The 20,476-nt window shown below is 41.3% G+C and carries 21 protein-coding genes; 8 read left to right on the forward strand and 13 right to left on the reverse strand.

Translation table 11 applies throughout. The features are described from left to right. The first annotated feature begins 11 nt into the window (after positions 1 to 11). Positions 12 to 1,304: an OmpA family protein gene (locus DBR32_RS04590; RefSeq protein WP_124635131.1), complete on the forward strand. Its 1,293-nt coding sequence runs from the start codon at positions 12 to 14 to the stop codon at positions 1,302 to 1,304. A 75-nt stretch (positions 1,305 to 1,379) separates the two neighbouring features. On the opposite strand, the gene DBR32_RS04595 is transcribed toward DBR32_RS04590, so the two are convergent. After that, positions 1,380 to 1,904: a hypothetical protein gene (locus tag DBR32_RS04595; protein ID WP_124635132.1), complete on the reverse strand. Its 525-nt coding sequence runs from the start codon at positions 1,902 to 1,904 to the stop codon at positions 1,380 to 1,382. A 119-nt stretch (positions 1,905 to 2,023) separates the two neighbouring features. Between DBR32_RS04595 and DBR32_RS04600 the strand changes: the two genes are divergently transcribed. Continuing rightward, positions 2,024 to 3,715 carry a M23 family metallopeptidase gene (locus tag DBR32_RS04600; protein ID WP_124635133.1) on the forward strand — a complete coding sequence of 564 codons (1,692 nt, stop codon included), beginning with the start codon at positions 2,024 to 2,026 and terminating at the stop codon, positions 3,713 to 3,715. A gap of 4 nt (positions 3,716 to 3,719) precedes the next feature. Here DBR32_RS04600 and DBR32_RS04605 read toward each other — a convergent pair whose 3' ends face one another. The 4 genes from DBR32_RS04605 to DBR32_RS04620 form a co-directional block, all read right to left on the reverse strand. Then, complete coding sequence (locus DBR32_RS04605; protein WP_124635134.1) at positions 3,720 to 4,250, reverse strand: hypothetical protein; 531 nt, start codon at positions 4,248 to 4,250, stop codon at positions 3,720 to 3,722. 217 nt (positions 4,251 to 4,467) lie between these two features. Next, complete coding sequence (locus DBR32_RS04610; protein WP_199724361.1) at positions 4,468 to 5,118, reverse strand: DUF4159 domain-containing protein; 651 nt, start codon at positions 5,116 to 5,118, stop codon at positions 4,468 to 4,470. Next, the gene (locus DBR32_RS04615) at positions 5,111 to 5,830 is read right to left on the reverse strand and encodes a 16S rRNA (uracil(1498)-N(3))-methyltransferase (RefSeq protein WP_124635135.1); all 720 of its coding nucleotides are present in this window, start codon (positions 5,828 to 5,830) and stop codon (positions 5,111 to 5,113) included. Before DBR32_RS04615 ends, DBR32_RS04610 begins: the two co-directional genes overlap by 8 nt. 10 nt (positions 5,831 to 5,840) lie before the next feature. Continuing rightward, complete coding sequence (locus tag DBR32_RS04620) at positions 5,841 to 6,413, reverse strand: hypothetical protein (protein ID WP_124635136.1); 573 nt, start codon at positions 6,411 to 6,413, stop codon at positions 5,841 to 5,843. A 99-nt stretch (positions 6,414 to 6,512) separates the two neighbouring features. Here DBR32_RS04620 and DBR32_RS04625 point away from each other — a divergent pair, with 99 nt between their 5' ends. Continuing rightward, complete coding sequence (locus tag DBR32_RS04625; RefSeq protein WP_124635137.1) at positions 6,513 to 7,226, forward strand: DUF4476 domain-containing protein; 714 nt, start codon at positions 6,513 to 6,515, stop codon at positions 7,224 to 7,226. Position 7,227: 1 nt separating this feature from the next. On the opposite strand, the gene DBR32_RS04630 is transcribed toward DBR32_RS04625, so the two are convergent. Next, entirely contained in the window at positions 7,228 to 8,469 is a 1,242-nt protein-coding gene (locus DBR32_RS04630; protein WP_233559661.1) for an NAD(P)/FAD-dependent oxidoreductase, read from the reverse strand. A 21-nt stretch (positions 8,470 to 8,490) separates the two neighbouring features. Further along, on the reverse strand, positions 8,491 to 9,786 hold the full coding sequence (gene hemL / locus DBR32_RS04635) for a glutamate-1-semialdehyde 2,1-aminomutase (protein ID WP_124635138.1): 1,296 nt from the start codon (positions 9,784 to 9,786) through the stop codon (positions 8,491 to 8,493). Positions 9,787 to 10,170: 384 nt separating this feature from the next. On the opposite strand from hemL, the gene DBR32_RS04640 reads away from it, so the two are divergent. Beyond that, complete coding sequence (locus DBR32_RS04640) at positions 10,171 to 12,114, forward strand: S41 family peptidase (protein WP_158605907.1); 1,944 nt, start codon at positions 10,171 to 10,173, stop codon at positions 12,112 to 12,114. Between the two features lie 193 nt (positions 12,115 to 12,307). Here the strand turns inward: DBR32_RS04640 and DBR32_RS04645 are convergent, their stop codons facing one another. Beyond that, positions 12,308 to 12,694: a Fur family transcriptional regulator gene (locus tag DBR32_RS04645; RefSeq protein WP_124635140.1), complete on the reverse strand. Its 387-nt coding sequence runs from the start codon at positions 12,692 to 12,694 to the stop codon at positions 12,308 to 12,310. A gap of 113 nt (positions 12,695 to 12,807) precedes the next feature. Here DBR32_RS04645 and DBR32_RS04650 point away from each other — a divergent pair, with 113 nt between their 5' ends. The 4 genes from DBR32_RS04650 to DBR32_RS04665 all read left to right on the forward strand — a co-directional run bounded on the left by DBR32_RS04650 (position 12,808) and on the right by DBR32_RS04665 (position 15,603). Further along, entirely contained in the window at positions 12,808 to 13,719 is a 912-nt protein-coding gene (locus tag DBR32_RS04650; RefSeq protein WP_124635141.1) for an NAD(P)/FAD-dependent oxidoreductase, read from the forward strand. A gap of 99 nt (positions 13,720 to 13,818) precedes the next feature. Further along, positions 13,819 to 14,394 carry a Crp/Fnr family transcriptional regulator gene (locus DBR32_RS04655; protein ID WP_124635142.1) on the forward strand — a complete coding sequence of 192 codons (576 nt, stop codon included), beginning with the start codon at positions 13,819 to 13,821 and terminating at the stop codon, positions 14,392 to 14,394. 58 nt (positions 14,395 to 14,452) lie between these two features. Continuing rightward, positions 14,453 to 14,893: a carboxymuconolactone decarboxylase family protein gene (locus tag DBR32_RS04660; protein WP_124635143.1), complete on the forward strand. Its 441-nt coding sequence runs from the start codon at positions 14,453 to 14,455 to the stop codon at positions 14,891 to 14,893. Between the two features lie 158 nt (positions 14,894 to 15,051). Then, complete coding sequence (locus tag DBR32_RS04665; protein ID WP_124635144.1) at positions 15,052 to 15,603, forward strand: DNA-3-methyladenine glycosylase I; 552 nt, start codon at positions 15,052 to 15,054, stop codon at positions 15,601 to 15,603. Positions 15,604 to 15,753: 150 nt separating this feature from the next. On the opposite strand, the gene atpA is transcribed toward DBR32_RS04665, so the two are convergent. The 5 genes from atpA to atpB form a co-directional block, all read right to left on the reverse strand. Continuing rightward, a complete protein-coding gene (gene atpA, locus DBR32_RS04670) occupies positions 15,754 to 17,334 on the reverse strand; it encodes a F0F1 ATP synthase subunit alpha (RefSeq protein WP_124635145.1) in 1,581 nt (526 codons plus the stop codon). A 50-nt stretch (positions 17,335 to 17,384) separates the two neighbouring features. After that, positions 17,385 to 17,945, reverse strand: a complete 561-nt coding sequence (gene atpH, locus DBR32_RS04675; RefSeq protein ID WP_124635146.1) for an ATP synthase F1 subunit delta — start codon at positions 17,943 to 17,945, stop codon at positions 17,385 to 17,387. Positions 17,946 to 17,970: 25 nt separating this feature from the next. Continuing rightward, on the reverse strand, positions 17,971 to 18,465 hold the full coding sequence (gene atpF, locus DBR32_RS04680; RefSeq protein ID WP_124635147.1) for a F0F1 ATP synthase subunit B: 495 nt from the start codon (positions 18,463 to 18,465) through the stop codon (positions 17,971 to 17,973). Between the two features lie 125 nt (positions 18,466 to 18,590). Then, positions 18,591 to 18,854, reverse strand: a complete 264-nt coding sequence (gene atpE / locus DBR32_RS04685) for an ATP synthase F0 subunit C (protein WP_124635148.1) — start codon at positions 18,852 to 18,854, stop codon at positions 18,591 to 18,593. A gap of 45 nt (positions 18,855 to 18,899) precedes the next feature. Further along, on the reverse strand, positions 18,900 to 20,090 hold the full coding sequence (atpB, locus tag DBR32_RS04690; protein WP_233559662.1) for a F0F1 ATP synthase subunit A: 1,191 nt from the start codon (positions 20,088 to 20,090) through the stop codon (positions 18,900 to 18,902). Between the last annotated feature and the right edge of the window lie 386 nt (positions 20,091 to 20,476).

Consider the following 20,476-nt stretch of genomic DNA (forward strand, 5'->3'; position numbering starts at 1 on the left):
ACTAAAAAACAATGAACATCTTAGACATCGTAAAAAACTATCTTCCGTCCAATCTTGCAGGCCAAATTGCGGAAAACACAGGAGAATCTGAATCCGGCATTTCCAAAGTGATCAGCGCCGCGCTACCCACTATCTTAGGCAGCCTTATTTCTAAATCATCCGGCAATTCGAGCGGTGTTTTCGATATGGTTAAGGGTGCAGCCAATAGCGGCATTTTAGGAAACCTGACCAGTATGCTGGGAGCTACGGAACCTGCTAATGGTACCGGTTTTAATATCTGGACCATCTTAAAGTCTTTATTTGGTGATAAGCTTGGCCATATCGTAAGCGCATTATCCTCTTTTGGTGGTGTGAAAGAATCAACGGCTAATAGTGTATTAGGCATTACCTCGGCAGCTACTTTAGGTGCAGTAGGCAAGTATAGTGCAGAACAAAATCTGGATGCGAATGGCTTGAGTACTTACTTAAATACGCAAAAAAATGCCTTGAGCACGTTCATTCCTGCTGGTTTTGACTTTGCCGGTATCGGTGCAGCCTTAGGTTTAGGCGGACTAGGTGCTGCTGCAGCCACAACGGCAAATCCTGTCAACTCCGGAACAACAACACTACATAATGGCCCAAGTTATACACAGGCTCGCAAAAAACAAGGCAATAGCTGGCTGGTGCCTTTGGTGATCCTAGCGGCAGTAGGTGGCCTTATCTGGTGGTTTACCAAAGATGGTTGTAATAAAAATAACAGTGGTAGTACTGCTACAGATACTCCGGCAGTTGCTGCAGCAACAGTTGCCATACCTGATACTCCTGCTGCAACGACAGCAGCTTCGGGTAGAGAAAGTTTCGTGATTACCTTACCTAGCGGCGCTACTTTAAATGCCTATAAAGGTGGTATTGAAGATCAGATGGTACAGTTCATCCAATCTGATGAGTATAAAAATGCGGCTAATGATGAAGCCTTAAAAAATAAGTGGTTCAATTTTGATAACTTAAACTTCGAATTCGGAACCACAAAAATCACAGAAGCTTCTACCGTTCAATTGGATAATATTATCGCTATCTTAAAAGAATTTAAAGATGCTAAAATTAAAGTGGGTGCTTATACCGATAAAAAAGGCGACGATGCCGGTAATTTAAAATTATCTCAGGGTCGTGCCGATGCGGTAAAAGCTGCTTTAACGAAAGCAGGTGTTGGTGCACAGGTAACGGGTGCTGAAGGTTATGGTGAAAAATTTGCAACAGTAGACGAAAATGCTGATGATAAAGCAAGAGAAGCTGATCGTAAAACAGCTATTCGCTTTTCTAAATAATCTGAAGGAATATTCGGGTATTAAAAAAGGCTTCCAAAATTTTTGGAAGCCTTTTTTAATACTGTTTTTTGCAAACTATTTAGACATTTGGTCTATTTTCTTCTGCATTTCATTTTCTTCAATTTGCATATTATGCGCTTTGGCAAATTCTTGTTGCGCTGCCTGAAACTTATTATCCAATACTTCTTCTTCTTTGACGATATTGTTCGTCATGTTCTGTATTTTAGTCGCATCTGTAGCGGTCGCATTTTTATCAAATGATATCGCAATGATTTGGGTATACTCATTTGAAAAAGTAGCTTTGTAAAAGTTAAGCAGTTTTATAAAGTTCGCTTTCAGGCCTTTATCATCGCCTTTGTACTCAAGCTTGTCTACCTTTGCCAAGCAGGCATCCACACTGGCGATTAATTGTACTCTTTTTTGCTGTGCACCGGCGCTATCCAGTGTTGTGATGGCATTGTTCAGGCCGATCACCTGAGTAATGATGGCATTTTGTTCTGTTACAATAGCATTATTGAATTCTGTCGCATTTCTGGTTTCTAAGAAAGAGCAGGAAGCAAAGGATACACTGCATAAAAGAATGAGGACTATTTTTCTCATAAATAAATGGTTTTTATAATATTAATAAAATTTACAGGGCTAAATTTAGGGTATTGATATTGATCTCCCAAACGATTTAGTAATTACTTTTTACTTTTACCCAAATTTAGTACTCAAGAATGAAAAATATTTGCTTCCTATTCCTCTCGCTGATCTGTTATACTACTGTCCGGGCACAAGACCAATTTCCCAAAAATGATTTTATCAGTCCTTTAAAGATACCCATACAGCTCGCCGGCAGTTTTGCAGAATGCCGCCCAAATCATTTCCATACCGGTATTGATTTAAAGACGAATAATAAGGAGAACCTTCCGGTATTGGCTGCTGCAGATGGCTTTATCAGTAGAATATCTATATCTCATGCGGGTTATGGCAACTGTATATATATGGAGCATCCCAATGGATATACAACGGTTTACGGGCATTTAAACAATTTTATGCCGGAAGTAATGGCCTATGTGAAAGCAGAGCAATACCGCCAACAAAAATGGAATGTGGATCTAAAAGGCCTCTCCTCAACACAATTTCAATATCAACAGGGCGCTCAAATCGCGTATAGTGGTAATACGGGCGGCTCTACCGCACCGCACCTGCATTTTGAGATCAGGGATACCAAAACTGAAGCGGTATATAATGCCTTATTTTTTGGATTGCCGGTCAAGGATAATATCGCACCTAAAGCCACTAAACTAGCGGTGTATAATGCTGAAAGTTTTTTTGGACAAACTCCATTGTTGCTCAAGCTCCAACAAAGCGCCCCGGGAAAATATACTGCAGGCAAAACAACTTTCCTTTCATATAAAAAAATCATGCTGGGTACTGATGCCAAAGATTTTACTAATGGCAGTACCAATTGGTTGGGTATTACGGGTTTACAATTATATGCCGACGAGCAACTGATCTCCGAAGTGCAAATTACTCAATTGAACTTTGCTCAAAACAGGGCCGTGAATGCCTACGCCGATTTCAGAACGTACCAAATGAAGGGTATCTGGTTACATGGCTTATACCGACTCCCCAATAATCCTTTGGAGGTGTACCAAAACATGGTGGACAATGGCGTACTCGATATTTCTGACGGGCGCATCCATCAGATTCGGATCATTATGAAAGATGCACTAGGGAACACGGCTAGTATAAGCCACAGCGTACAGTACAGAGCGGCAACACCAACAACTGCATGCAAGGGCATCTTTAAGGCAGGGCAAAGAAATATATACAAGCACTTTACCGGCAATGTCTATCTGATGTTACCCGAAAATGTATTGTACGACGATGTTTGCTTTAACATCAGAGAATCGCTTCAACCAACTAAACTCTCTAACTTTTTCGAAATATTGAAACCGGAAATCCCGGCACATGATTATTTTGTGTTGGGGATCAAATTACACAAAACATTGCCACCAAACCTGTATGAAAAACTTGTTTTTATCCATAAAATCCCCAAAGCAGCCCTTCCCGGAAGCAATGACCAGGAAGCCCAAGCCGCACACTGGGACAGTGGTTATGCGGTGGCCAAAGTACGCAGTTTTGGCAACTATAGTGTCGCAATAGACACTACTGCTCCCAAAATAATCCGGATCAATCCACAAAGTAAATCGCTGATACAATTTACGGTTACAGACAACCTCACTTTTGTTACAGGCTTAAAAGGGTTTATTAATGATCAATGGGTTTGTTTCTCCAGAAAGGGCAACACCTACACTTATGTACCGGACGAACATTGCCCTACCGGAAGTCAAACGCTGAAGCTTATCGCGGAAGATGAAAACAAAAATCAATCTGTTTACCGGGCAACATTTACCCGGTAACCCTTTATTTCTTTTTCTGGATTGTTTTTTTGACAGGAGGCCGCGGTGCCGGTTCAATTGTGATTTCGCCCCTCATCACCGGTGTGATGGTATCTACTACAGGTATTTTTATGTCAGTTGTTTTGGGTGGGCAAATAATTTTACCTAAGATCATCGGTCTGATTGTATCTGCTTTAGGGGTATCTACCTTCACAGGTGCTACTTCACCTAAAGGCTCTTGAGCATTGGCACAAGAAGCTAAACTAAAAAACAGGACGACCACAGCGGCTATTTTTTTCCAGTAAGGCAGTGAGGAGCGAACTATTTCGGGCAGAAAAGCGACAGGTTGAATACTTTCCTCTTGCAACTGATCTACGCTCATCTGGCCGCAAGTGTTGGCGTTATTCGTTATATACTGGCGTATATCATCGGTTTCCCAGTTTGTAAAATCGACTACCGTTTTGTTGCAAAGGGCACAATGGCGGCCAGTCGCATTGGGAGTCATGTCATTCCAGTTTTCATGACAAGGTTCGGCTATTTTCATTACAGGTTTCATATCTTCGTATTTACCCATAAGATGCAAGGCCTTTTCTCATTCCACAAAAAAATTATATCGGGTATCGGCTTTTAGGAAACAAAGACTTAATTATCATTTTAGTTTCCGCTTATAACTATTGCTACCTTTTGTCTTGATGAAAACAGGCATTTTTGGTCCTTTTGTTCCCACAAAAAGGAGGAACAAAGTGAGTGCCTATATACGGATTTCATAAAATCTATTTCGTAAAGACGTACTGAATAATATTCGCACCCATTTGTAAGGCTTGCAAACGCTTTGCCGGCGCATCTTTATGCACTTCAGGATCTTCCCATCCATCGCCCAGATCGCAATCATAGGTATAGAAGCAAACTAAGCGGCCTTTGTAGATCAAACCATAGCCTTTAGGCTGTTTGCCATCATGCTCATGTATCTTTGGCAATCCGTTTGAGAACTCATATTTCTGATGATAAAGGGCATGCGAAAAGGGCAATTCTACAAAAGTCAGTTCGGGAAATACTTTCTTCATTTCGGGACGTACATAAGGATCTAAACCATAGTTATCATCGATATGTAAGAAACCACCCGCTTCTAAATACAGCCTCAGGTTTTTCGCTTCAGCATCTGTAAAAAACATACGGCCATGACCAGTCGTATGCAAAAAGGAGTAGTTAAAAATATTGGCGCTGCCGACTTCTACCTGAGCCTCTTTCGTATCGATTTGGGTATTCAGGTTTTGATTACAAAAAGCCGCCAGGTTTTTGATTGAGGTTGGGTTGGCATACCAATCTCCCCCACCACCATAAACCAGCAAGCCTATTTTCAATTGTTGTGCCGTGCTCCCAAAAGCACAACAAAGAAGCAGTAAAAAACTATAAATCTTAACCATAATGTACCGCATTAAATACCGTGCAGGCATATAAGCCTGCGGTCTCTGTTCTTAATCGGTTTTGCCCGAATGTGACCGGGGCAAATCCATGGCTCATACTCAATTCAATCTCTGCAGGAGAAAAATCGCCTTCGGGCCCAATCAGCACCAATGCGCCCTGCTGTGGCTGCAAGCTATGGAGGAACGATTTTCTTTCTTGCTCATCGATACAGTGGGCAATAAATTTCTGAGGATATATACCGAGCTCCTGTTTGTATAAATCCTTCAGGCATATTGCATCTGCTAAGCGGGGCAAATAACATTGCTGTGATTGCAGCATTGCCGCTGTCAGAATACTTTGCAAACGATCCATTTTTAATTTATCTTTTTCGCTGCGTTCGGTTACAATAGGATAAATGGCTTCGATACCCATCTCCGTGGCTTTTTCTAATAACCACTCATTACGGCTGTTATTTTTGGTGAAAGCAATGGCCAAGGCAAAGGCCATCGGCCTCGCCGGCACCTTTGTTACGGTATGGCATTGCACTTGACAATGTTTACGTTCAGCAAGGGTAATGGTAGCCTCTATACGGGTACCTTTACCATCGGTAAGTAATAAGGCATCACCTGCTTTCATACGCAATACCTGTATACAATGCTTAGAGGTTGTTTCGTCTAAAGTATACGGTACTGCATCTTGAGGCAATTGTTCCTGGAAAAAAAAGGGGAGCATGGAGAATAGTTTAAGGGAACTGATAGGTGATCATGACTTCTTTCTGATCGGACATCAGCGACTTTTCTGTTTCCATTATCACAATTTTCTCATTCACATAATAAGCCAGTTTCTGTTGTTTGGAATGAAACCTACCATTGTCGGCTGTTTCCGCATACACCATCCCAATCTTTCCCGTAATGTTGTCGTAGTTCACATTAAACTTCTGTACAAACATATCCGGACTTTTGGCGGTGTAGGTCATGATTGACGTTTCTAAAGTATTGTCGTCGAAATTATTAAAATCGTATTGATCAAAATATTTATTGTCGCTGATATCTGTAGCACAGAACAGTTTAAAAATAGTATTCCAGTCTACTTCATCATAAGGGACAAAAGCAGAATCGGTTTTACCATTTACCGTTGTATATTTTCTAAATACAAAAGGTTGTCCTTTTTTAAGATCATATTGGTCGGCAATAAACTGCTTGATGGAGAAATAAGACTTTTCCGGATCATAGGCTGCTTCTTCGGTCTTCTTTTTGCAAGAAGCCAAAAGCAACAACAGAAAGGCACTTAAACACAAAATACTTTTAAAACGCATGGTGCAAATGTAAGAAATAGTAAAAATGATTTTAACTAAATTAGTACTTTCGGTTTAACTTTTTACCATTTTCATGGTCAAACCCCAAATTTATTGAAAATGAAAAATATTGCAGCAGTTCTGTTCTTATTATTCCAGACCATTTTTGCAGGGGCACAAGGCAATAGAAGTACCTTAAATATACGGTTGAGTGACGGCGCACCGCTGTTGGTAACGATTAACAGCCGTGACTTCAAAAAGGTGAATACCCTGATCACTATTGCTGACCTTCCCCGTAAACGACACAATATTCAGGTGTATAAATTTCGTGCTTATGTTGATGGCAAAGGCGGAAAAGCGGAATTAATGTATAGCGGCGATTTTAAAATAAAACCCGGCTTTACTTATGATTGTGTCGTAGATGTCACTACCCGTAAATTGTACATTAAGAATATAAATGAGTCTCCGGGCACCTATACCCCACCGCCGCCCGCAGCAAGACCAGATTTCCGTAAAGATGTACCGCTTGCAGAAAATGAGGTAAATATGAGTCCGCAAAGTGACTTAAGCAGGCTGCAAAAACAGATTGAGGCGGTAAAAGAGGACACGAAAAAACTTTCTTTAGCAAAGGACTATATCGCACAACATCCGGTGTACACGGCCGATGTACGTACCATATCGTCCTGGATTATGTTTGATGATAATAAAATGGATTTCCTTAAAGAGGCTTATCCTCATCTTAAGGATCGGGAAAACTATAGCAGCCTGAGCGATGTATTCACCCTGCCTGCAACAAAAAAGGAATTTAAAGATTTTGCAACAGGCAAAAAGTAACTTAGCGTTCTAAAGTAGCCGCAATGTTCTGGGCAGCAATATATCCTGTTGTCCAGGCATTTTGAAAATTAAAGCCTCCGGTTACCCCATCTATATTTAAGATTTCCCCCGCAAAGTAAATACCGGGATGCCGCTTGCTTTCCATGGTTTGACTATTCACCTCTGATAAGTCTACCCCACCGGCAGTCACAAATTCTTCTTTAAAGGTTGTTTTTCCTTTTACTTCAAATTCATAAGCGGCAAGGTTCTTCACCAGTTTATTAAATAGTTTTGCTGGCAGATCTGTCCATCGCTGTTCCGGGCCGAGCTCACTTTCCAACAACATAAATCCCCATAGCCGCGCGGGCATTTGCAGCCCCTGTGTATTGATTACTTTTTGTTGTGGATGCTGCTGTTTATAATACTGCAAATGTGCTCTGAGGGTCTCTTCATTAAAATCGTTCAGCCAGTTGACCTGGATCGAAAAATGGTAATTAGCCTCTGCTAAAGCTAAGGCACCATAAGCACTCAGCTTTAACACTGCCGGCCCGCTCAAACCCCAATGTGTAATCAGCAAAGGTCCCGATTGCTGTAGCTTGGTTCCGGTAATTTTAACCAGCGCATTGGGCACACTTAAACCCATCAATTGTGCAATGGGATGTTTCGGAATATTAAAGGTAAATAAAGAAGGTACGGGAGAAAGGATATTATGCCCTAAAGTACTCATCCAGTCAAACTGATCCAGCTTCGGAAAGCCTCCTGATGCCAATACAACAATATCTGCCACAATATCTTCCAAACCCTTTAGTTGTATTCGATAGCGCCCTTCTTCAGGAAGGATCTGTGTAACGTGATGATTGAGTTTTAAATGTACCTGCTGTTGGGCTACCTTCCGCATCAGACAGTCGATAATCGTTTGGGAATCGTCAGTGATCGGAAACATACGGTTATCTGCCTCTGCTTTGAGCTTTACGCCATGCGCTGCAAACCAGCTAATGGTATCGGGTACAAAAAACTGATGAAAGGTTTTTTTCACAAACTGCTCACCACGGGGATATTTCTTTGCCATATCGGCAATGCTATCGCATTGGTGGGTCACATTACAGCGCCCGCCACCACTCACTTTCACCTTACTCAGCCATTTACCCGATTTCTCCAGCAGCAGGACCCGCGTATCTTTTCTGTGTGCAAATGTTGCCGCACAAAAAAAACCTGCGGCACCACCGCCAATAATTACAATTGTTTTAAGAGCAGTTTTATCCAAAATATGTTTGTTCTGTTTATATTAAGCCATGATTTCGGCTAAACTTTCTTTTGCAGCCGCAATTGTTTTATCCAGGTCTGCGTAGCTTAAGGCATTATTTAAAAACCAACTTTCGAATGCAGAAGGCGGAAGATAAATACCGCGTTTCAACATGGCATGGAAAAAGCGGCTAAAGAAGGGAATATCGGATGCTGCCGAACTGGCAAAATCTGTGACCGCCTGCTTGGAGAAATGAATGCTGATCATACTACCCATCTGATTGATGACGTAATCGACTCCGCTTGCGTTCAGCACCTGATCTAATCCCTCTCGGAGATATATGGTTTTCTCCTCCAGTTCTGTATAATATTGCGGATTGTTTTTCAACGCTTGTAAGAGGGCACAGCCTGCGGCCATAGCCAAAGGATTACCGCTTAAGGTACCCGCCTGATATACATTTCCTAAAGGAGCAATATGCTCCATAATGGCTCTTTTACCCCCAAATGCGCCTACGGGCATACCTGCACCGATCACTTTACCATAAGTGACCAGATCGGCATCTACACCCAGTTTCTCCTGTGCTCCGCCGGCAGCCATTCTAAAGCCCGTCATTACTTCATCAAAAATCAATAATATATTTTCCTGAGTGCAAAGTGCACGCAAACCTTTAATGAATTGGGCTTCCGGTAAAATACAACCCATATTACCGGCGATCGGTTCAATAATGATCGCGGCAATTTCATCTTTATGCTCGGCCACTAATTGTTGTACTGCGGACAGGTCATTGTAAGGAGCGGTAAGGGTGTCGTTGGCAATACCTGCAGTTACGCCCGGTACATGCTGAATGCCAAATGTAGCGACTCCACTGCCTGCTTTTACCAAAAACATATCGGCATGGCCGTGATAGCAGCCTTCAAATTTGATAAATTTATTTTTGCCGGTATAGCCTCTTGCCAATCGAATGGCAGACATACAGGCTTCCGTACCACTATTCACCATCCGGATCAGGTCTACATTTTTGGTCATAGAACGGATCAGTTCCGCCATTTCTATTTCCAATACTGTAGGCGCACCAAAAGAAGTAGAGTCTGCCGCTTTATTTTGAATGGCTTCTATAACCGGTGTGTAGGCATGGCCTAAGATCATCGGCCCCCAGGAAGCGATATAGTCAATATACTCCTGTCCATCCTCATCATACAGGTATGCACCCTTTGCTTTTTTGATAAAAACCGGGGTGCCGCCCACACTTTTAAAAGCCCTCACCGGCGAGTTGACCCCTCCCGGAATACTTTGTTGTGCTCGTTCAAATAATGATTTGGAGGAAGTATATTCGTACATAGGAATAATCGTTTATTTTAATTTGCAGCGAAATTACAACATAAGTAGCCTACGGTCAAAGGAAACTGGCAAAACATGGCCGACATAGACATAATTTTACACGCGCCACCCTTTTACGCAGTAGTTTAGGCCCTTTCCCTGCTTTATATCGACACAAATCTTGATTAAGCACTATAATATTGTTTCCATGAGACATTAGCCCTGTCCTACACCAAATCCCAATTGGTAAATTCAAAAGCAATAAGTATGAACCCAAAGGTTTACTATATGAACTGGTATTTTCGAAAACAAAATCTTGATTCTATATTTACAGGACATTTTCCGGCCGCGATCAGCGATAGCAGCAGATCAATATTGCTTCATTCATACAAAAGACAGCTCAACATGAAAAGAATTTTACTACTTAATCTTGTTTTTATAATTGCTATTTTCGGTAATAAAGCCCATAGCCAGATTCCGGATAATGCAGAGGGGCGGTTATGGGGTTTGTGTAAAGTATGGGGATATATAAAATACTATCATCCCAAAACCTGCCAGGTAAACTGGGACAGCCTTTTACGGGAGAATATCACCCTCGTATCTACGGCTCCGTCTAATGCCTCTTTCAACAATTCATTGAATAATATGTTGAACTTTGTGGGGCAAATTCCGCCACAACTCTCCACGGTAGCACCGGCAGCAGATTCGAATCTGAACCTTAACCTGGACTGGATTAACAATAGTAATTTTTCTACTACCGTGCAAAATTTCCTGCAAACATTTAAGAGCCGTGCCGGTAAAAACGATTCCTTAGCATGCCGTATCATCTTCAATGACTACACAGATTATGATTATACCAGTTATTTAGACCTTCGTTACGACGAACCGAACTTTATCCCCGATTATACCTTGGAGAAAGATCGGCTGGCACTTACATTTTACTATTGGAATACGTTTAATTATTTCGGGCCTTACCGCAAGCTTAACGATGTATCCTGGGATACTGTTTTGAAACATACCATTACAGATATGAGGACTGCGACGGGTAACCTGGATTATACACTCGCATTCGCAAAAATGCAATCAAATATAGATGATGCGCATGCTTCATTTAGTAGTGTATCTTTATCTGATTATCTGGGTCGCGGAGCATTGGGTGCCCAATTTCGCTGGTACGAAAATAAGATTGTTGTATATAAAGTCTACCCCGGTACAACCGGATTTCAGGTTGGCGATGAAATAGTAAAGATTGATGGCGAAAACATAGCAGACATTGCTGCGAGGTATCGAAATATCATTGCAGCTTCTAATGAGGCAACTTTTTACCGGAATTTATCTGTTTTTTTAGTAAGAAGGGCTTACAACAGTGCTGTTAACTTTGAATTCAGGAACGCTTCGGGGCAATTGTATACCCACTTAATGCAATATAATCTGGAAGGGGCAACATGGAATGCCTGGAAGGAAGCTTCGGATGGTCCCGCATGGAAAACAGTTTGTAATGGTTACGGTTATGTGGATATGGGTAAACTGACCATAAGCCAATGCGCACAGATGTATGAAGAATTCAAAACAAAACCCGGCATTATTTTAGATTGCCGTAATTACCCGAAAGGCACATTTCCCACGCTTGCCCGGTATTTTCTGCAGCAACCGACTATGTCTGCCCGCTACTTCAATCCGGATATAAAAGCACCGGGACTTTTTACCGTACATACAGACCTGAATAATCATGGTACCTGGAATAACCCTGCTCCTTATTCCGGAAAGCTATACTTGATTGTTAATCAGGAGACCCAAAGCCATGGCGAGTATACCGTACAATACCTGAGCAATGCTGCAAATGCCAAGGTCATAGGAACGCAAACGGCAGGGGCAGATGGCAATGTGAATTATGTGAATTTGCCAAATGCAACCCAGCTATACTTTACCGGCCTGGGCTGGTATTACGACGATTGGTATCAATGCCAGCGCAATGGTCTTAAAATTGATACGATTGTGAGCCCTACCATACAAGGGCTAAGAGAAGGACGGGACGAGCTTCTGGAGCGGATTACAGGCTGTACTACATCGATGAAACCCGTAGCATCCACAATACAATTACTTGAACTCATGCCTAATCCGGTACATCAGGAACTAGCGCTAAGCCTTCTTAGCAGCGGCCGGTCAACCGTAAAAATAGTGATAAATGATCTGTCCGGAGGCTTACGATTAAGCCGTGAGGAGCATGCATTACCCGGCGATAATATATGGAAAATAAATGTGGAAAGTCTTTCTCCCGGACTCTATTTCCTGCAAGTAACCGCCGCCGACGGAAGCAGGAGTACCAGAAAGTTTGTAAAACAGTCATAAGAAATCCCTTGNNCAAGGGATTTCTTATGACTGTTCCTTACTTACTTATAATACCGCAGCACATAGGCCAATGGCTTGATTCCTGAAGTTTGCCCATCCCCTTTTTTTGGGGTAAGTTGCCTATTTAAATTGCATAATAGTTTTTATCAATTTTATAAACTTCCGGCTTGTATCAGGTCCTTCGAGCCATTTTCTATTTATCTGTACGTGTACAAAGGTCGCAATACCCGGATACCACTCCGTTGAAGTTTTGGGCCTTATATCCTTTGGGTAAATTCAGGGCGATCTCCTGTTGCAGGCATTCTACTTTACCACAACTAATGCAGCGAAAATGAAAGTGATTGTGTTGATGGTGTTGTTCTGCACAATTCAGGCAAATGGCAAAATATTGCTTCCCGTCATCGCCCACGACCCGGTGCACAATACCTTCTTCACAAAAACGATTCAGTACCCGATAGATCGTGGCCCGGTCTACATGCCCTTCCAGCTCATGCTGTATGGTTTCATGAGAAATGGCTTGTTTCGATTTCTGAAGCGATTCCAGGATTAATGATTTTGTTTTTGTTTGACGGACACTCATAAAATTATGGTTAATTATTGCGACTTAGTTGCAATAATAAGAATAAATGAATTACTTTTGGCAAAAATACACCCTATCCGGTGTTTTACATACAAACAAAAACAAATCAACATATGGCAGCACAACAACATTTCGATGTGATCATTATCGGCGGTAGCTATTCGGGCTTATCCGCAGCTATGGCGTTAGGGCGTGCACTTCGGAAGGTACTGGTGATCGATAGCGGTAAGCCTTGCAATGCACAGACCCCGCATTCACATAATTTCCTGACCCGGGATGGAGCAACACCACAGGCACTAAGCCGTATCGCAAGGGAAGAAGTAGCCCAATACGCTACGGTACAATTTATATCGGACCTTGCAGTAAGCGGCAGCAGCATCCAGGAGGGATTTAGCATACAAACCAAAACAGGCCAGGATTTCACAGCAGGTAAACTCCTTTTTGCGACCGGCGTAGCCGACCAGATGCCGGACATTCCAGGCTTTGCCGACTGCTGGGGTATTTCTCTGATCCATTGCCCCTATTGTCATGGCTATGAAGTACGTCATCAAAAAACGGGTATTATAGCCAATGGCCCAATCGCCTTTGAGTTTGCTAAAATGATCCTGAACTGGACCAGCCAACTCACTTTGCTGACCAACGGGCCTTCGCCACTTAATGAGGAAGAAGCAAAGGTATTACAGGAACGGGGTGTTGAGATTGTTGAAACAAAGATCAAGGCTATAGACCACAACAAGGGACAGGTGCAACAACTGGTTTTGGATGATGGAAAGGCTCTGCCTTTTAATGCGATATATGCCAAAATCCCGTTCCACCAGCATTGCAGCATACCGGAACAATTGGGTTGCCTCTTAACAGAACAGGGTCTGCTCCAGATTGACACTATGCAGCAAACGACTGTTCCGGGTATTTATGCCAGCGGCGATAACACCACTATGATGCGCGCGGTGTCTGCTGCGGTAGCCTCCGGAGCTTTTGCCGGCGCGGCGATTAACAGAGCACTTATTGAGGCTGATTTTGCCTGATCTGCTGCAAGCCACACCTCAAACCGAAAGCAAGGGTTTGGATTATGTATTACATTTGTACTTATAAAACGCTAATCAATACCCTATACTCCTTACATAATGCCGGATCAGTTTAAACAACACATCGCAAAATTCGTCCCGATCACAGAAGCGGAGTTCACCGGGATTTGTACTTATTTTAATCAGGAGCTATTACAGAAAAAAGAACAGGTTTTATCGGAGGGACAAACCTGCAAGAAAAAATATTTTGTGCTCTCGGGCTGTATGCGGATGTTCTTTATCAATGAAAAGGGCGCGGAACAAACAACGCAATTTGCCATTGAACAATGGTGGTTGGCCGATCTCTTTTCTTTTATCCGGCAGCAGCCTTCTTCCTTTGCCATTCAGGCATTGGAGAAAACTGAGGTATTGAGCATCACGGCTACAGCTTATGCCCAATTACTCAACGATTTCCCGTTTATGGAAACTTATTTCCGACAGGTGTACCAGATTACCGCTGCTGCGGCACAAATGCGGGTTAAGTTTCTTTACGGTTATTCTAAGGAGGAATTATATCTTCAATTCAGCAGTAATTTTCCGGAGTTTGTACAAAGGGTACCCCAATACCTGTTGGCCAATTACCTGGGCTGTACCCCCGAATATATAAGTGAGATCAGGGCCAAAAGGCGTTCTTAAACCAGTTTAAGCAAATTATCTTCTCGCCGCTCTATCTTTGCCTTATAAAAACATTTCAATGGAAAAGAGAATCAATATTCAGGAAACAGAACCTCAGGCCTATAAAGCCATGTATGCCCTGGAAGGCTATTTGCAAACCAGCGGGCTTTCCAAAACGCATAAGGAACTTTTAAAAATCCGCGCCTCACAAATCAATGGCTGTGCTTTTTGTATCGATATGCATACTAAGGATGCTTTAAAGAACGGAGAAACCCAACAGCGTATTTTCCTCTTAAATGCATGGAGAGAAACGAACTTATTTACTGAAGACGAAAAAGCAGTGCTCGCTTTGACCGAAGAGATGACCAAAATACACGAACACGGCGTTTCTGATGAGGTCTACAACAAGGCGGCCCAATTATTTGATCCGCATTATTTATCTCAATTGATTATGGCCATCGTAACCATCAATGCATGGAACAGGATTGCAATTACGAGCAAGGCGGAAATAGCCCAATAAACGATAATCCGGGTGATAGAAGGATGCTTTTAAGGAAGCATCCTTTTTTATTTATACAGCATTGCTGCGTCCCGCAAACAAGTATAAAGTCTTATTTTTGTATGGAAAGTGTTCACAAAAACGGAATGGAGCTTAACCTTCCTTAAAATATAAATACAATGTCTTACTGCGCTGTTATCGATACGATGCCTGAAGAAAGAAGGGCCTTACATAAGAATTACCATGACAACCATTATGGTTTTCCCATTCACGATGATAATGAATTATTCGGTCGCTTGATTATGGAAATCAATCAGGCCGGACTGAGTTGGGAGACTATTTTAAAAAAAGAAGAAAGCTTTAGGAAAGCCTATAGCCAGTTTGATATTGCCAGTATAGCAGCTTATACAGAACAGGACAGGGAGCGGTTATTAGCAGATGCCGGCATTATCCGAAACCGCCTAAAAGTAAATGCGGCCATTGAAAATGCCAAAACGATTCTGGATCTGCAAAAGGAATTCGGATCATTTGAACTATGGCTGGAGCACCATAACCCTAAAACGAAAGAAGAATGGGTAAAGTTGTTTAAGAAAACATTCAAGTTTACCGGAGGGGAGATTGTTGGTGAGTTCCTGATGAGTATCGGTTATCTCGCCGGTGCACATACCGCAGATTGCGCTATTCACAAAGCGATTATCAAAACAAAACCGATGTGGTTACAAACAAAATAAACAAATTACTTCTATAAGCCTCATATGCCGCAATCTCCTTATTCACCAAGGCATGTGGCTAGTCTTTAAAAGCTAAGCAGACCAGAAATCAGGATATAGAAAAAGCGCTTTACCAAAATGGTAAAGCGCTTTTTCTATTATATTAAAACCTTAGTTTTTGAATTGAGGAATTAAGCCTTTCGCTAAATCAACCATTTGATTGATTCCGTCTTCCGGTAAATTTCCTTTTTTGAATTCAGCTAATACATTAGGCAATTTAGTTTGCATTTCCAGCATGAACTGATCTTCAAATTGCTTCATGTTTTTAACCGGTACTTCTCTTAACAGGTTATTGGTACCTAAGTAAATGATCGCAACTTGTTTCTCTACTGAATACGGGCTAAACTGTGCTTGTTTCAGGATTTCCACATTACGGGCACCTTTATCAATTACGTTTTTAGTTGCTGCATCCAGGTCACCACCAAATTTAGAGAATGCTTCCATCTCACGGTAAAGTGCCTGATCTAATTTTAAGGTACCGGCTACTTTTTTCATGGATTTGATCTGCGCAGAACCACCCACACGGCTTACCGAGATACCTACGTTGATCGCAGGACGGATACCGGATAAGAATAAGTTAGTTTCTAAGAAGATCTGACCATCTGTAATCGAAATTACGTTGGTAGGGATATAAGCAGATACGTCACCCGCTTGTGTTTCGATAATCGGCAATGCTGTTAAAGATCCACCACCTTTTACCAAATGTTTGATTGATTCCGGTAAGTCGTTCATGTTTTTAACGATGCTATCATCATTAATTACTTTCGCAGCTCTTTCCAGTAAACGGGAGTGTAAATAGAATACGTCACCAGGATAAGCCTCACGACCCGGTGGGCGACGCAACAGCAAAGATACCTCACGGTAAGCTACTGCTTGTTTTGATAAATCATCATATACCACTAATGCTGGACGACCTGTATCACGGAAGAACTCCCCGATAGCCGCACCGGCAAATGGTGCATAGAATTGTAAAGGAGCCGGATCTGCTGCAGTAGCTGATACGATAGTCGTATAAGCCATAGCACCATTTGCTTCCAATACATTCATTACTGCAGCTACGGTAGAAGCTTTCTGACCAATCGCTACATAAATACAATAAACAGGTTTTCCTGCATCAAAAAATTCTTTTTGGTTGATGATGGTATCCAGACAGATGGCTGTTTTACCCGTTTGACGGTCACCAATTACCAACTCACGTTGTCCACGGCCGATCGGAATCATCGCATCTACGGCTTTCAAACCTGTTTGCAAAGGTTCTTTTACCGGCTCACGGAACAAAACACCCGGAGCTTTACGCTCGATAGGCATTTCATATAATTCGCCTTTGATAGGACCTTTACCATCGATAGGCTCTCCTAAAGTATTAACAACACGACCTACCATACCTTCTCCTACGTTAATAGAAGCGATGCTACCCGTGCGGCGTACTTTAGAACCTTCTTTGATTTTGTCACTCTCACCCATCAATACCACACCTACATTGTCTTCTTCAAGGTTCAATGCAATGGCCTTTGTGCCATCTTCAAACTCTACCAATTCTCCTTGGCGTACACTTCCAAGACCATATACGCGAGCAATACCATCACCAATTTGTAATACGGTACCTACTTCTTCAAGGTCAGCTGAGCTATTAAAGTTGCTCAATTGTTGGCGTAATATCGCCGATATTTCGTCCGGTTTAATGTCAACCATTGTTATAAATATTTATAATGATTTAAAAATTTATGATACTTAATACAAACTTAGATGTCTGCGACAAATACGTTTTTAGTAAATTGATTTTTGATATCGGTCAGATCTCTTGAAATGCTCATATCAAAATATTTGTCACCTACCTGCAATTTAAATCCTCCCAAAATAGAGGGATCTATAATTGTTTTATAGATAACGTTATCGTTGCCTAAGCTTTGTTTGATTCTTGCAGAAAGTACTTCCAGCGTAGCAGCATCTAAAGGATAAGCAGTTGTGATATGAACGGTCTGAATATTATTTAATTCTTGATATTGAGCGATAAAAGCGCTGGCAATCTCAGACAATTCCGTTTCTCTGCCTTTCTTTACCACAAGGGCTAAAAACGCAGCAGACAAAGGACTGATTTTATCAGCAAAAATAGCATTGATAATCGCCACCTTCTTGTCCCCTTTTACCAAAGGACTTTGTAAAAACATTTGAAATTCACGTGAATTTTCTAATGCGTTTTGAATGGTCTTTATATCACTCAATACCGCTTCCACATTATTTTGTTCTTTTGCAAGATCCAATAATGATTTAGCATATCTTGAAGCGAGACGTGGATTAGGCATTTATGGGTAATTTGAATGATTAAAATTAGTTCAATTTAATTTCTTCTGACAACATTTTGATGTAATCAGCTTGAGCATCAGCAGCCTCTAATTTCTTACGCAATACTTTTTCAGCAACAGCTACTGCCATAGTACCGATTTCGTTTTTAACTTCAGTAAGCGCCGCATTTTTCTTCAATTCGATTTGCGTGCGTGCCTCTTCCATTATTTTGTTTGCCTCTGCTTTTGCTTGTTCTTTAGCTTCGCTGATGATCTTATCTTTCGTTTCTTTTGCTTCTTTCAGCATGATAGAACGCTCTTCACGGGCTTCCTGGATCAGACGCTGGTTATCTGCCTGCATCTCAGCCATTTCAATTTTCACCTTTTCGGCAGAAGAGATCGCATTTGCGATACCTGTTTCACGCTCATTCAGCATTTTCAGAATAGGCTTCCAGGCAAATTTTTTAAGAATGAACAGTACAATTAAAAAAGCTACTAATGTCCATATAAAAAGACCTAAAGCTGGTGTAATTAATCCCATTGTAATTATTTGTAATGATTAGAGATGTTGAGTATGGTAATGTTTTAATTTCTTAAATAAATTACGCCCGCTGCCCTTTGCGTTGGGCGTAATTTAATGTTTTGTGTTAGCTTGTGTAATGTAGATTACATTACTACTGCTAATAAGCCAGCGATTACACCGAAAAGGGCAACACCCTCGATGAATGCAGCAGTCAGGATCATGCTTGAACGGATATCGCCTGCGGCTTCTGGTTGGCGAGCGATAGACTCAACCGCACCTTTACCGATTTGACCAATACCGATACCTGCTGCTAAAGCTGCGATACCAGCACCAATAGCGCCCAATCCTTTTGCAAGACCTGCTCCATTTTCTGCGGCTTGTAACATTACAGTGTTCAATAAAGACATTGTATTATATATTTAAGTGATTAAAAAAACTTGTTTATAAAAAAATTAAAGTACTAATTCATTCTCACTGTGTGCATGATCCATACCATGGTCTCCGTGCGCATCATGATGTCCTTCTTCTACTGCCTGACCGATAAATACTGCGGTAAGGTTGGTAAAGATAAACGCTTGAATGGCCGCTACCAATAATTCCAAGCAGAACATAAAGATAGAGAAGGCAATGGATACCGGAGCAAATCCCCAACCTGCAGCCTGATTCATGGCACCAAAGATAAATATCATAGAGATAACACTCAGGATAATGATGTGACCGGCCAGAATGTTTGCGAACAAACGGATGGTTAAGGCAATCGGTTTAATGAACAAGGAAATGATCTCAATAACAACCAATAATATTTTTGCAGGCAAAGGTACACCCGGCGGGTTAAATAAGTGACCCCAGAAATGTTTGTTTGCGCTGAATAAGATCACGATGAACGATACTAAAGATAATGCTGCAGTCGCTGCGATATTACCTGTAAAGTTGGCACCGGAAGGAATTAAGCCTAATAAGTTGTTGATCCAGATAAAAAAGAACACGGTTAACAATAAAGGCATAAAGCGCATATATTTATTACCCAGATTTGGCTTAGCCACTTCGTCTCTGATAAAGGTAATTAAAGGCTCAACTGCATTTTGTAATCCGGTAGGCGCTTTCATGGCACCATTCTTCTTATATTTATTCGCTACTGTAAGCATTATAATTAATAATAAAGCTACAGACAATAACATTGAAAATACATTCTTCGTAATAGAAATATCTTTAATAGATGCTCCGTCCGTTGCGATGATCTTACCGGTATTAGATTCCAGCATTTTCATTTCTTCTTCGGTAGCGCCGGCTGCTTTACGCTCATGCATATAGTACTCGGTTACTAATTGATATCCTTCGTAAGCAGCATGTCCGTGTTCCAGTTTAGAAGACATAAACATACTCATTCCTTTTTCCGGATGATAGACAATAACCGGCAAAGGCATAGCGATCGGATGACCGTCAATATCCATTACGTGCCAGTCATAGGCATCACTGATATGACCGAAAATAATCTCTTTAATATTTAGTTTACCTTTTTCTTCATGATGAGCTGCAGCTGCTGCAGGCTCTTCTGTATGCTGCTGCGCTTCTTGTGCAAAGGAACCAAATGCACTAAAAACAAGCATTAAAGTAGCAAAAAACAGTTTAGATTTTTTTAACACGTTTTCCAAATTTTGTGCAAAGATAAGGGTTTTGCTTCCAAAAAAAACATAATCGATAAAAATTATCGCATTTAGAATATCATATTTATTGAGGATTAATTAGCAGTCGTTTATACAATTTAAATACTCCGTATTGTTTCTTTTTTTGCATATAATAAAGTGGTATTTAAACAAATACGAATTAAGCTTTATCATTCTGTTTCCCTCAGGCAAAACAAGACTCTTTGTTATACTTTAAAAGTCCTTTGTACACATAAATCATTTAGTTATTTTATCCTTAGGGTGATCTTGTTTAAAGCAGGGCATTTTATTTTATGAATATCGACCGGTTATATAAGTTTTTAACATTTTTTATGTAAATTCGGCGGTGATATTACCTTAAATAT

It is taken from the genome of Taibaiella sp. KBW10, from assembly GCF_003852495.1.
GTDB lineage: Bacteria > Bacteroidota > Bacteroidia > Chitinophagales > Chitinophagaceae > Edaphocola.